The 12,789-nt window shown below is 70.2% G+C and carries 10 protein-coding genes; all 10 read right to left on the minus strand.

Features of this window, described 5'->3' with window-relative positions; all coding sequences use genetic code 11:
- Window positions 1–116: 116 nt before the first annotated feature.
- The 10 genes from F8R89_RS08910 to uvrC all read right to left on the minus strand — a co-directional run bounded on the left by F8R89_RS08910 (window position 117) and on the right by uvrC (window position 12,692).
- Window positions 117–452, minus strand: a complete 336-nt coding sequence (locus F8R89_RS08910; protein WP_003957010.1) for an RNA polymerase-binding protein RbpA — start codon at window positions 450–452, stop codon at window positions 117–119.
- A 201-nt stretch (window positions 453–653) separates the two neighbouring features.
- Window positions 654–884 (minus strand): preprotein translocase subunit SecG, encoded by a 231-nt coding sequence (secG, locus tag F8R89_RS08915; protein ID WP_055621472.1) that lies wholly within the window; start codon window positions 882–884, stop codon window positions 654–656.
- A 128-nt stretch (window positions 885–1,012) separates the two neighbouring features.
- Complete coding sequence (tpiA, locus tag F8R89_RS08920; RefSeq protein WP_151783461.1) at window positions 1,013–1,789, minus strand: triose-phosphate isomerase; 777 nt, start codon at window positions 1,787–1,789, stop codon at window positions 1,013–1,015.
- Window positions 1,790–1,795: 6 nt separating this feature from the next.
- Complete coding sequence (locus F8R89_RS08925) at window positions 1,796–3,007, minus strand: phosphoglycerate kinase (RefSeq protein ID WP_151783462.1); 1,212 nt, start codon at window positions 3,005–3,007, stop codon at window positions 1,796–1,798.
- A gap of 145 nt (window positions 3,008–3,152) precedes the next feature.
- On the minus strand, window positions 3,153–4,160 hold the full coding sequence (gene gap, locus F8R89_RS08930; protein WP_086866483.1) for a type I glyceraldehyde-3-phosphate dehydrogenase: 1,008 nt from the start codon (window positions 4,158–4,160) through the stop codon (window positions 3,153–3,155).
- A gap of 228 nt (window positions 4,161–4,388) precedes the next feature.
- On the minus strand, window positions 4,389–7,343 hold the full coding sequence (locus tag F8R89_RS08935) for a M14 family metallopeptidase (protein ID WP_151783463.1): 2,955 nt from the start codon (window positions 7,341–7,343) through the stop codon (window positions 4,389–4,391).
- Between the two features lie 159 nt (window positions 7,344–7,502).
- Complete coding sequence (gene whiA / locus F8R89_RS08940; protein ID WP_055621477.1) at window positions 7,503–8,492, minus strand: DNA-binding protein WhiA; 990 nt, start codon at window positions 8,490–8,492, stop codon at window positions 7,503–7,505.
- Entirely contained in the window at window positions 8,483–9,559 is a 1,077-nt protein-coding gene (locus F8R89_RS08945; RefSeq protein WP_062674658.1) for a gluconeogenesis factor YvcK family protein, read from the minus strand. The genes whiA and F8R89_RS08945 overlap by 10 nt, the downstream gene beginning before the upstream one ends.
- Window positions 9,556–10,548, minus strand: coding sequence for an RNase adapter RapZ (rapZ, locus tag F8R89_RS08950; protein ID WP_413251289.1), 993 nt, complete (start codon window positions 10,546–10,548; stop codon window positions 9,556–9,558). The genes F8R89_RS08945 and rapZ overlap by 4 nt, the downstream gene beginning before the upstream one ends.
- A gap of 20 nt (window positions 10,549–10,568) precedes the next feature.
- On the minus strand, window positions 10,569–12,692 hold the full coding sequence (gene uvrC, locus F8R89_RS08955) for an excinuclease ABC subunit UvrC (protein WP_151783465.1): 2,124 nt from the start codon (window positions 12,690–12,692) through the stop codon (window positions 10,569–10,571).
- Window positions 12,693–12,789: the final 97 nt, after the last annotated feature.

Below are 12,789 nucleotides of genomic sequence, written 5' to 3' on the forward strand. Positions count from 1 at the left end.
CGTCGACGAGAACAACCGTAGAGGGCACCACTGACAACGGCCCCGGGGCGTGGACGGGCCGGGGGGTGACACGGCTCCGGCCGAGTGCCCTGGGGCACCCGGCCGGTCGTCAATGTCTAGATCTCGCCCCGCAGTTTGGCGAGCGCCTCGGCGAGGATCGCCTCGCCGTCCGCGTCGCTGCGCCGCTCCCGTACGTACGCCAGGTGCGTCTTGTACGGCTCGGTGCGCGGCGGGTCCGGCGGGTTGTCCCGGTCCTGTCCGGCGGGGAAGCCACAGCGGGGGCAGTCCCAGGTGTCGGGGACCTGCGCGTCGCTGGCGAAGCTGGGCTGCGTCTCGTGCCCGTTGGAGCACCAGAAGGAGATGCGCAGACGCGGTGCGGACTCGCCGCGCTCGGCCTCGCCCATCGGCCCCGCCCCGACCCGGCTTCCTCGGATCGCGTTGCCACTTGCCACGGTCGTAACTCCCTGCGTGATGGTGCCACAAAGCGAGTCGGCGTTTCGCTTCGCTGCGAGCGCCTCAGTCTACGTAAGGCCCAACGCGCGTCCAGTGCTTGGAGTTACAAGCCCCCCACACCTAGACGCAAGCCCCATGATAGGCCGCGCTGAGCTGCGCGTACCGAACATGGGGCCTTACGTGAGGACGGTGTGTGCCGGTCAGTTGTTCACCTTGATCAGCATGCCCAGCACGACAATGCACGCGAACCACAGCAAACCGACCACCACGGTGATCCGGTCCAGGTTGCGCTCGGCGACGGAGGAGCCGCCGACGGACGACTGCATGCCGCCACCGAACATGTCGGAGAGGCCGCCGCCCTTCCCCTTGTGCATCAGCACCAGCAGCATCAGCAACCCGCTGAAGACGATCAGGGCGATCGAGAACCCCAAAACCACGGCTGGACCAACTCTCTCGGACTCGGATGAACGACGGGGGCACGGTAGCCGCGCGGAGCGAGCCACGCTTGCAGGCCTACCATGCCCCCGCAAGGGTACGACGGATCGCCGCTATGGCCTACTCACTGGTCACGGAATCGCACGATCTTGACGAACTCGTCCGCGTCCAGGGAGGCACCGCCGACCAGGGCGCCGTCGATGTCGGCCTGCGCCATGATCTCGGCGACGTTGCCCGACTTCACGGAGCCGCCGTACTGGATGCGGACCTTGTCGGCCACGTCCTGCGAGTACAGCTCGGCGATCTTGCCGCGGATGGCGGCGCAGACCTCCTGCGCGTCCTCGGCGCCGCAGACCTTGCCGGTGCCGATGGCCCAGACGGGCTCGTAGGCGATCACGACGGTCTCGGCCTGCTCGGCGGGGAGGTCCTTGAGACCGCCCTCGACCTGGGTGAGCGTGTGGGAGACGTGGTTGCCGGCCTCGCGGACGTCCAGCTCCTCGCCGACGCACAGGATCGGAGTCAGGCCGTGCTTGTAGGCGGCCTTCACCTTGGCGTTGACGATCTCGTCGGTCTCGGCGTGGTACTGGCGGCGCTCGGAGTGGCCGACCGCCACGTACGTGCACTTCAGCTTGGCCAGCATGGACCCGGAGATCTCGCCGGTGTAGGCGCCGGAGTCGTGCGCGGAGAGGTCCTGGGCGCCGTACTTGATCTTCAGCTTGTCGCCGTCGACCAGGGTCTGCACCGAGCGCAGGTCCGTGAAGGGCGGCAGGACCGCGACCTCGACGGCCTCGTAGTCCTTGTCGGCCAGGGCGAAGGCGAGCTTCTGGACGTGCGCGATGGCCTCGAGGTGGTTGAGGTTCATCTTCCAGTTGCCCGCCATCAGCGGCGTGCGCGTGCTCATAAAGAGTCAGTCCTCCAGTGCGGCGAGGCCGGGGAGCGTCTTGCCCTCGAGGTATTCGAGGGAGGCGCCGCCTCCGGTCGAGATGTGGCCGAATGCCGTCTCGTCGAAGCCCAGGGTACGGACGGCCGCGGCGGAGTCGCCGCCGCCCACCACGGTGAAGCCCTTGGAGTCGACGAGGGCCTGGGCGACCGCCTTGGTGCCCTCGGCGTAGTCGGGGTGCTCGAAGACGCCCATGGGGCCGTTCCAGAAGACGGTGGCGGCGTCGGCGAGCTTCGAGGCGTACAGCTTGCGGGTCTCCGGACCGATGTCCAGGCCCTCCTGGTCGGCGGGGATGGCGTCCGCGGCGACGGTCGTGGGGTGGGCCGGGGCCTTGGTCTTCAGGTCCGGGAACTCGGACGCGACCAGGACGTCGACCGGCAGCACGATCTCCACGCCGCTCTTCTCGGCGCGCTCCAGGTACTCGGTGACGGCCGGGATCTGGTCCTCCTGGAGGAGGGAGATGCCGACCTCGTACCCCTTGGCCTTGAGGAAGGTGTACGCCATGCCGCCGCCGATGAGCAGCCGGTCGGCCTTGCCGAGCAGCTGGTCGATGACGGCGAGCTTGTCGGAGACCTTGGCGCCGCCGAGCGCGACGACGTACGGCCGCTGGACGTCGTCGGTGAGCTTCCTCAGGACGCCGACCTCGGTGGCGATGAGGTGCCCGGCGTAGTGCGGCAGACGGGCCGGCAGGTCGTACACCGAGGCGTGCTTGCGGTGCACGGCACCGAAGCCGTCGCCGACGTAGACGTCGGCGAGCGCGGCGAGCTGGTCGGCGAAGGCGGCGCGCTCGGCGTCGTCCTTGCTGGTCTCACCGGCGTTGAAGCGCAGGTTCTCCACGACGGCGACCTGGCCGTCGGCGAGGCCCGCGACGACGCCCTGGGCGGAGTCGCCGACGGTGTCGGTCGCGAACGCGACGTCCGTGCCGAGGAGTTCACCGAGGCGCGCGGCGGCCGGGGCCAGGGAGAAGGCGGGGTCCGGGGCGCCCTTGGGGCGGCCCAGGTGGGAGGCGACGACCACGCGGGCGCCCGCCTCGGCGAGGGCCTTGACGGTGGGCAGCACGGCGCGGATGCGGCCGTCGTCGGTGATGGTGGTGCCGTCGAGCGGCACGTTCAGGTCGGCGCGGACGAACACCCGCTTGCCGGCGACGCCTTCGGAGAGAAGTTCGTCGATCGTCTTCATCTAGGGGACTCCTGGGAAGAGCTCGTGATCGCTCGGAAGCGCTCGTGATCCAACAGGTCTGTTCTGTACGTGCGTCAGGGCTCGGGCGGCGCGTCCCTGCGCCGCCCGAGCCCTGAACCTCACATCGAGGTGCCTGCTCTGGATATCAGAGCTGGTCGCCCACGAAGACCGTCAGGTCGACGAGGCGGTTGGAGTAGCCCCACTCGTTGTCGTACCAGCCGATGACCTTCACGTTCTTGCCCTCCTGGACCATGGTCAGGGAGGAGTCGAAGGTGCAGGACGCCGGGGCGTTGACGATGTCCGAGGAGACGATCGGGTCCTCGGTGTACTCGAGGATGCCCTTGAGCTCACCCTCGGCGGCCTTCTGGAAGACCGCGTTGACCTCTTCCTTGGTGACCTCGCGGCCGAGCTCCAGGACGAGGTCGGTGACCGAGCCGGTCGGGACCGGGACGCGCATCGCGATGCCGTCCAGCTTGCCCTTGAGCTGCGGGAGGACCAGCGCGGTGGCCTTCGCGGCACCCGTGGTGGTCGGGATGATGTTCTCCGCGGCGGCGCGGGCGCGGCGCAGGTCCTTGTGCGGGAAGTCCAGGATGCGCTGGTCGTTGGTGTACGCGTGGACCGTCGTCATGAGGCCCCGGACGATGCCGAAGTTCTCGTCGAGGACCTTCGCCATCGGCGCCACACAGTTGGTGGTGCAGGAGGCGTTGGAGATGACGTGGTGGTTCGCCGGGTCGTACTTGTCCTGGTTGACGCCCATCACGATCGTGATGTCCTCGTCCTTGGCCGGAGCCGAGATGAGGACCTTCTTGGCGCCGCCGGCGATGTGCTTGGCGGCGTCGTCCTTCTTCGTGAAGATGCCGGTCGACTCGATGACGATGTCGACGCCCAGCTCGCCCCACGGGATGTCGGCGGGGTTGCGCTCGGAAAGGACCTTGATGGTGTGACCGCCCACGGTGATCGTGTCGGCGGTGTGGCTGACCTCCTGCTTCAGACGACCCAGGATGGTGTCGTACTTCAGCAGGTGAGCGGTGGTCGCGGTGTCACCCAGGTCGTTGACAGCCACGATCTCGATGTCTGCACCCTGCTCCAGCAGCGCGCGGAAGTAGTTGCGACCGATACGACCGAAGCCGTTGATGCCTACGCGGATCGTCACGAACCGATCTCCTCGTTGGTACGCCGGCCATGCGGTGCCGGCGAGCTCTGTTTGGGATGTCCCCGACCGCCTCCGACCCTACCTCTCTGAAGCCGCCGTGGTGACATCCAGATGCCTCATACACGGCACGGCGGCCCGTACCCGTCAGTAGGGTACGGACCGCCCCGCCCCGGAGCCCGGATCGGCCGATCCGGTCATGCTCCGCCGGACGTGTGCCACGTGGGCGAGTCACCTCTCAAGTGAGGAAAATGCCTTTCCGATGAGCGCCGTTCGATCGGCCGCCGAGGGCAGGTGCTCCAGGCCGAAGCCGAGGAGCACCGTGTCGCGCGTGGTGACCGCGCCGTAGGTCTGGAACAGCGCTCCGGTGCGCGCCCAGTCCTTGAGGACCGCCGGGCTGCCCGGGGGCGGTCCGGTCGGGCTCCAGGCGCCGAGCGACGACTCGAAGCCCTCCGTCTCGACCGCCGTGCCGCCGACGACGAGCGAGGCCTGGTCGGCGAGGACGCCGCGTCCGCCGGAGCCCGGGTCGGTGACATAGCTGAGGGAGACCTCGACGGACTTGCCGGCGTACGCGCTGAGGTCGAACTCGACCTGCTGCCAGCCCGCGGAGGCGCCGGTGAGCGCGTTCCAGCTTCCGCTGCTGCCGGACGCGGTGCAGCCCTGCGAGGACTGCGTGAGGTAGTGCGCGAGCCAGGGGTGCCCGTTCATGTAGAAGCCGGCCTCGCACTCCTCGGGCACGGTGGCACTGGACGCGCCGTTCTTCTCCGGGAGGGTCGTCCAGTCCTCGGCCCCGGCGGTGTGGGCCTCGATCAGGACGTTGTCGTAGCCGGGCTCGACGTCCCACAGCAGCTGGGTGCGCAGCGTGGGCTGCTGGGCCGCGGTCACGCCGGTGAGGTCGACGGTCCTGGTCAGTCGCTTCCAGGCGTCGTCGGTGTGCACGGCGGCCGCCATCCAGGAGCCCGCGAACGGCCCGTAGGGGTTGACCGCCCCCGCGAACCGGCCCGCTCCCGCGCTCGCGAACTGCGGGAACGTGGCGGCGGGCAGCTGGTCGGAGGTGAGGCTGTAGCTCCCGGCCCGGTCGAGCGGGTTGCCGGGCGCGTCCGCGAGCGTGCCGGAGAACCCGGCGAGCTCGCCGGACCCGGTGAAGCCGGTGGCGCCGGGCAGGGAGGTACGGGAGTAGGCGCCCAGGTAGTACTGGCTGAAGTCGTTCGACAGGGTGCCGTCGCCCAGATTCACGTTGCCGCCGGCCTGCTCACCGGCCTCCAGCAGCTTGCCGCCCTCGTTGAGGTAGGCGCGCAGCTGGAGCTGGGTGGCGTTGCCGGGGACGCCGGCGCCCGTGTAGTGGACGACGGTGTCGAAGTGGCCGAGCACGCCGAGGGCGTCGGGCGCGCCCTGAGCGGCGACGTCCCACACGATCGCCCGGTGCCCGTTGGCCTTCAGGGCGTCCACGTACTTCTGCGCCTGCGGGGCTCCGGCGCCCTCCTCCGCGACCACGAGGACGTCCGCGCGCGGGCGTTCCGCGATCGTGTAGGTGAAGCGGGAGCTGGAGACCTTCTTGCCGTCGCGGGTCTCGCCGGTGAACCACACCTCGACCTTGTCGCCCTGGTCGCCGTCGAGGACCTTGGCGCGGTACTCGTCGAAGTAGAGGTTGTCCTCACCGCCGAAGGTCTCGCCGCCCTTCCAGGGCCGCAGTGCCACGTCCCACGTGCGGCCGCCGTTGACGCGGTACTTGAGCTCCTTGTCGCGCAGCGACTTGCGGGCGACGACGGAGACCTCCTGGTCAGCGCCGCGCGCGTACGACGTGGTGAACGGCGCCGGCGTGAAGTCGGCGGCCTTCAGGCCGAGCGAGGAGGCGGGCTGGTCGGGACGGTCGGCGCTCTCGGCGACGGAGAGCGCGAAGGGCACGTTCTTGGCGAACTCGTCCTGGATCAGCTTCTCGTCGTCGGGGAAGTTGAAGACCGACCGGCAGTCCCGCGCGTTCCACTGGTCGTTCGGGTCGATGTTCGACGCGGTCTGGCAGGTCGACATCTCGGGGGTGAACATCGCCATGCCGTTGACGTTCGACGCGTGCCCGTCCGCCTCGCCGTTGGTCGTGTACAGCTCCGAGGAGACCTGCGGGTGGTAGCCGGGGATCGCGGAGTTGTCGGGGGTGCCGGCGAGCGCCTTGTACATCACGTCGTCGGGCGTGTCGGTGGCCACCTGCCAGCCGACGCCGTAGAGCAGGAGTTCGGCGGCGGAGTGGTAGTTGATGCCGTAGGTGAAGCCGACGCGCTTCTGCAGGGCGTCGAGCGCCTTGGTCTCGGGCTCGGAGCCCGGGGACGCGCCGCGGTAGGTCTCACTGGTGGGGTTGGGGGACGAGCCCTCGTCGTCGTAGCCCCACTTGTAGGCGAAGTTGCGGTTGAGGTCGATGCCGTCGCCGGTGCTGATGACGCCGTCGCCGTTGACGTCCCGCAGGTTCTTGCGCCACAGGCGGGTACTGGAGTCCTTGAAGGTGTGGTCGTAGCCGTCGGGGTTGGCCGAGAGGACGAACCACAGCTCGGTCGAGTCGACGATCTTCCTGACCCGCTTGTCCTTCTTGTAGTTGTCCAGGTAGTAGTGCATCAGCCGCCGGGTCATCTCCGGCGTGATCCACTCGCGGGCGTGCTGGTTGGACATGTACAGCACGGCGGGTTTGGAGCCGTCCTCGGTCTTCGCGGCGTGCTTGGTCAGCTTCAGGGCCAGGATGTCCTGGCCGCGTAACGTCTTGCCGATGGAGACGACCTTGGTGAGGCCCGGGTTCTGCTGCCCGGTCCGGACGATCTCCTCCTTGAGCCCGCCGCTTCCGCTGTAGGGGCGGAACACGCCCTCGGCGGCCTTCTCGGTGCGGGCCTCGGCCCGGTCGGTGACCTGGTGCTCGGTCAGGGCGACGCCCTGCTCGCGCAGTTTCCCGGCCTGGTCGTCGGTCAGGTAGACCTCGACGGTGGCCTTGCCCTGGTCGGGTGCCTGCTCACTGAGTTCATGGCCGTCCTGGCCGGCCGCCAGCAGCAGGGGTACCTGCTGCTTGGTGACCTCGGCCCGGAAGACCTTCACTTCGCTCGGGTCGGTGTGGGGCGAATTCCCCGGTTGTGCCTGGGCGATGGGTGCGATACTCGCTCCCCCGACGAGGAGCGCGCCGACAGCGAGGATCGATCTCGCTCTGGGTCTCATGTACCCCCCTAGCAGTGTTTCGCCACAGCGACGAATGACTGCCAGGCTCATGCCACATCATGTCCTAGTCAAGAGTGCCGCAAAGAGCGACAAACAGCGGTGCCGATGCCCCAACTGGGCATCGGCACCCATCTTCTGACATGAAGTCAGCTCACACCGTCATCCCACGAGGTTGTCGGCGAGTTCGTCGCTGAGATTCGCCTCGGTGCCCGGGATGCCGAGGTCCTGGGCCCGCTTGTCCGCCATGGCCAGCAGACGGCGGATACGGCCCGCGACCGCGTCCTTGGTCAGCGGCGGGTCGGCGAGGGCGCCCAGCTCCTCCAGGGACGCCTGCTTGTGCTCCATGCGCAGCCGGCCGGCCGCGGCGAGGTGCTCCGGGACCTCCTCGCCGAGGATCTCCAGGGCGCGCTGCACACGGGCCCCGGCGGCCACGGCCGCGCGGGCGGAGCGGCGCAGGTTGGCGTCGTCGAAGTTGGCGAGGCGGTTGGCCGTGGCCCGCACCTCGCGGCGCATCCGGCGCTCCTCCCAGGCCAGCACCGACTCATGGGCGCCGAGCCGGGTCAGCAGCGCGCCGATCGCGTCGCCGTCGCGGACGACCACGCGGTCCACGCCGCGCACCTCGCGGGCCTTCGCGGCGATGGACAGCCGCCGGGCGGCGCCGACCAGGGCCAGCGCGGCCTCGGGACCCGGGCAGGTCACCTCGAGGGAGGAGGAACGGCCGGGCTCGGTCAGCGAGCCGTGCGCGAGGAAGGCACCGCGCCACGCGGCCTCGGCGTCGCACGTGGCCCCCGAGACCACCTGCGGGGGAAGCCCGCGGATCGGGCGTCCGCGGCCGTCGACCAGGCCGGTCTGCCGGGCCAGCTGATCACCGCCCGCGACCACCCGAACGACGTAACGCGAGCCGCGCCGCAGCCCGCCGGGCGCCATGACGATCAGCTCGGAGCTGTGCCCGAAGATCTCCAGGATGTCCCGCTTGAGTCTGCGGGCCGCCATCGCCGTGTCGAGCTCCGCCTCGATCACGATGCGTCCGCTGACCAGGTGGAGGCCGCCGGCGAACCGCAGAATGGCGGAGACCTCCGCCTTCCTGCAGCAGGTCCGGGTGACGGGGAGCCGGGAGATCTCATCCTTCACCGCTGCCGTCATCGCCATGGGCCGATCCTTCCATGCATCCGAAAAATACGGTCGTACGCGGCGGCGAGGAGCTCCGGGTCGTGCCGGGGCGTCCCGTCCGTCCGGGCCACCGGGGCCAGCTCGACCGCGGCACCGAGCCGCTTGGCGGCCTCCGTGAGCACTTCGCGGTCGGGCACGGCGGCCTCGTCGGCCAGCACCACGTCCAGGGCGAGTTTAGGGGCGTGTCGTCCCAAAACCTCCAAATGACGCTGCGGGGAGAAGCCTTCGGTTTCTCCCGGCTGCGGGGCGAGGTTCAGGGAGAGTACCCGGCGCGCCTTCGTCTCGGTGAGGGCGTCCAGGAGTTCCGGCACCAGCAGGTGCGGGATGACGGACGAGAACCAGGAGCCGGGGCCGAGTACCACCCAGTCCGCGTCCCGCACGGCGGCGACGGCCTCGGGGACGGCGGGCGGGTCGGGCGGCACCAGGTGCACGGACTGCACCTCGCCCCGGGTGAGGGCGACGGTCGCCTGGCCCCGGACGGTGTCGACCTCGTCGGGCCGCTCCGGGTCGTGCCCCTTGACCAGGGCCTGCAGCTCCAGCGGCACCGCCGACATGGGCAGCACCCGGCCGTGCGCGCCGAGCAGCTTGCCGACCAGGTCGAGGGCCTGGACGTGGTCGCCGAGCTGCTCCCACAGGGCGACGATCAGCAGATTGCCGACGGCGTGGTCGTGCAGGTCGCCCTGGGAGTGGAAGCGGTGCTGGATGACCCGGGACCAGGTCTGGCCCCAGTCGTCGTCGCCGCACAGCGCGGCCAGCGCCTTGCGCAGGTCACCGGGCGGCAGCACGCCCAGCTCGTCGCGCAGGCGCCCGCTGGAGCCGCCGTCGTCGGCCACCGTGACGACGGCGGTGAGGTCGCCGGTGATCCGGCGCAGCGCGGCGAGCGACGCCGACAGACCCATGCCGCCGCCGAGGGCGACGACCTTGGGCTGGGCGCCACGGCGGCGCGGCCGGCCGCCCCGGGTCTCGGTGGTGCGGCCGGCGCGGCTGGCGCGCCCTTCCGGCACCGCCCGGCGCAGCCTGCTCAGCCGCGGAGTACGTCCGGTCATTCCCGTCCCATGTCCCGGTGCACGACCACCGTCTCCACACCCTCGGCCGCGAGGCGCGCGGCGAGCTTCTCCGACATGGCCACCGAGCGGTGCTTCCCGCCCGTACAGCCGACGGCGATCGTCACATAACGCTTGCCCTCTCGACGGTAGCCCGCGGCAACCAGCTGGAGCATCTCGGCGTATCGGTCGAGGAACTCCTTGGCGCCGGGCTGGTTGAAGACATAGGCCGCGACCTCCTCGTTCAGGCCGGTGAAGGGGCGCAGCTCCGGGACCCAGTGCGGGTTGGGCAGGAACCGCATGTCCACGACCAGGTCGGCGTCGACGGGCAGGCCGTACTTGAAGCCGAAGGACATGACGGTGGCCCGCAGCTCGGGCTCCTCCTCGCCGGCGAACTGGGCGTCCATCTTCGCCCGCAGCTCGTGCACGTTCAGGCTGGAGGTGTCGATCACCAGGTCGGCGTCGCCGCGCAGCTCGCGCAGCAGCTCCCGCTCGGCGGCGATGCCGTCGACGATCCGGCCGTCGCCCTGCAGGGGGTGCGGGCGGCGCACCGACTCGAAGCGGCGCACCAGGGCGTCGTCCGAGGACTCCAGGAAGACGATCCGGCGGGTCACCCCGCGCGCGTCGAGGTCGGAGAGGGACTCGCGGAGGTTGTCGAAGAACCGCCGGCCGCGGACGTCGACGACGACCGCGATCCGCGCCACGTTGCCCTGGGAGCGGGCGCCGAGCTCCACCATGGTGGGGATCAGCGCCGGCGGGAGGTTGTCGACGACGAACCAGCCGAGGTCCTCCAGGCACTTCGCGGCCGTGGACCGGCCGGCTCCGGACATGCCGGAGATGATCACCAGCTCGGGGATGGTCGCCTCGGGGACCCCGGCCTTCTCGCTGCCCGTACTCACCTGTGCTCCGTCTTTCTGGCGTGCGTCCTGTAGGGCGGGATCGTCTCCGGAATTCCTGTGCGGGTCCCGGGGCCCGGGATCTCGGTCGGTCATGGCCCCGGTGTCGTGCTCGTTCATGTCTCCTGCCCCCGTCGTTCGTCCGGGACGCCCGCGGTCACGGGCTCCCCCGAGGCCCCCGTCGTGGGGTCGGGTGCCTCGTCCTCCATGATCTCTCCCGTCGCGGTGTTCACGGCGGGTGCGGCCGGGGCCGCCTGCGCGAGGGCCACGGCGATGGTCTCGGCCGTCTTGCGGCCTATGCCCGGCACCTCGCAGATCTGGTCGATGGTCGCGGACCGCAGCCTCTTCAGCGAACCGAAGTGCTTGATCAGCGCCTGCCTGCGGGTGTCGCCCAGACCGGGGATGTCGTCCAGCGGGCTCGACCGGAAGCGCTTGGAGCGCTTGGTCCGCTGGTAGGTGATCGCGAACCGGTGGGCCTCGTCACGGATGCGCTGGAGCAGGTAGAGGCCCTCGCTGGTGCGGGGCAGGATGACCGGGTCGTCCTCGCCGGGGACCCAGACCTCCTCCAGCCGCTTGGCGAGGCCGCACACGGCGATGTCGTCGATGCCGAGCTCGTCCAGGGCCCGCTGGGCGGCGGCGACCTGCGGCTGCCCGCCGTCCACGACGACGAGCTGCGGCGGGTAGGCGAAACGCTTGGGCCGGCCGTCCTCGTCCTTGAGGCCGTCGGACAGCGGAGCCGAGGAGACGTCCGTGAGGGGCCCCGACCCGTCGTCCGCACCAGTCCCGGCGGCCTCGGCGGCCCCGTTCGGGCTCTCGCCGTCGGTCCACTCCCCCGTCCGCTCCTTCTCCGCGAGGTAGCGCTTGAAGCGGCGGGTGATCACCTCGTGCATCGAGCGGACGTCGTCCTGGCCCTCGAAGCCCTTGATCTGGAACCTGCGGTACTCGCTCTTGCGGGCCAGACCGTCCTCGAAGACGACCATGGAGGCCACCACGTCGTCGCCCTGGAGATGCGAGATGTCGTAGCACTCGATGCGCAGCGGGGCGCTGTCCAGCTCCAGGGCGTCGGCGATCTCCTCCAGCGCGCGGGAGCGGGTGGTCAGATCGGAGGCGCGCTTGGTCTTGTGCAGGACGAGGGCCTGCTGGGCGTTGCGCTCGACGGTCTCCATCAGGGCGCGCTTGTCGCCGCGCTGCGGCACGCGCAGCGAGACCTGGGCGCCACGCCGTCCCGACAGCCACTCCTGCACCGGCTCCACGGGGTCGGGCAGGGCCGGGACGAGGACCTCCTTGGGCACCGCGTCCCCGGTCTCCTCGCCGTAGAGCTGCTGCAGGGCGTGCTCCACGAGGGCGCCGGTGGTGATCTCCTCCACCTTGTCGGTGACCCAGCCGCGCTGGCCGCGCACGCGTCCGCCGCGGACGTGGAAGATCTGCACGGCCGCCTCCAGCTCGTCCTCGGCGACGGCGATCAGGTCGGCGTCCGTCGCGTCGGCGAGCACGACGGCGTTCTTCTCCATCGCCTTCCGCAGGGCCCCTATGTCGTCCCGCAGGCGCGCGGCGCGCTCGTACTCCATCGCCTCGGCCGCCTCCTGCATCTGCCGCTCCAGGCGGCGCAGATAGGTGCCGGTACGGCCGGCCATGAAGTCGCAGAACTCTTCCGCCAGCTCCCGGTGCTCCTCGGCGGAGATCCGGTCGACGCAGGGGGCGGAGCACTTGCCGATGTAGCCGAGGAGGCAGGGGCGGCCGGTGCGGCGGGCGTTCTTGAACACGCCCGCCGAGCAGGTGCGCACGGGGAACACCCGCAGGAGCAGGTCGACGGTGTCCCGGATCGCCCACGCGTGCGCGTACGGACCGAAGTACCTGACGCCCTTCTTCTTGTGACCGCGCATCACCTGCACGCGCGGATACTCCTCGTTCATCGTCACCGCGAGGTACGGGTAGCTCTTGTCGTCGCGGTACTTGACGTTGAACCGGGGGTCGAACTCCTTGATCCAGGAGTACTCCAGCTGCAGCGCCTCGACCTCGGTGGAGACGACGGTCCACTCCACGGACGCGGCGGTGGTGACCATCGACCGGGTACGCGGGTGCAGGCCGGACAGGTCCTGGAAGTAGTTCGCCAGGCGCTGACGCAGGCTCTTCGCCTTTCCGACGTAGATCACCCGGCGGTGCTCGTCGCGGAACCTGTACACCCCGGGCGAGTCCGGGATCTGTCCCGGCTTGGGGCGGTAGCTGGAGGGGTCGGCCATGTCTCACACCCTACTGGCGAGCGGTGACACTCCGGCGAGCCTGTGGACAACGGAACACCGTGATCATCGGGGTCGGCGGCAGGTGGGCGGCCCGCCC

The organism is Streptomyces sp. SS1-1, assembly GCF_008973465.1.
In the GTDB taxonomy this organism is placed as follows: Bacteria; Actinomycetota; Actinomycetes; order Streptomycetales; family Streptomycetaceae; genus Streptomyces.

Bases quoted from the DNA above. Each gene is read 5' to 3' on its own strand.
- F8R89_RS08935 (WP_151783463.1), bottom strand. From the start codon at position 7,343: ATGAGACCCAGAGCGAGATCGATCCTCGCTGTCGGCGCGCTCCTCGTC.
- F8R89_RS08925 (WP_151783462.1), bottom strand. From the start codon at position 3,007: ATGAAGACGATCGACGAACTTCTCTCCGAAGGCGTCGCCGGCAAGCGG.
- F8R89_RS08945 (WP_062674658.1), bottom strand. From the start codon at position 9,559: ATGACCGGACGTACTCCGCGGCTGAGCAGGCTGCGCCGGGCGGTGCCG.
- whiA (WP_055621477.1), bottom strand. From the start codon at position 8,492: ATGGCGATGACGGCAGCGGTGAAGGATGAGATCTCCCGGCTCCCCGTC.
- tpiA (WP_151783461.1), bottom strand. From the start codon at position 1,789: ATGAGCACGCGCACGCCGCTGATGGCGGGCAACTGGAAGATGAACCTC.
- uvrC (WP_151783465.1), bottom strand. From the start codon at position 12,692: ATGGCCGACCCCTCCAGCTACCGCCCCAAGCCGGGACAGATCCCGGAC.
- rapZ (WP_413251289.1), bottom strand. From the start codon at position 10,548: ATGACCGACCGAGATCCCGGGCCCCGGGACCCGCACAGGAATTCCGGA.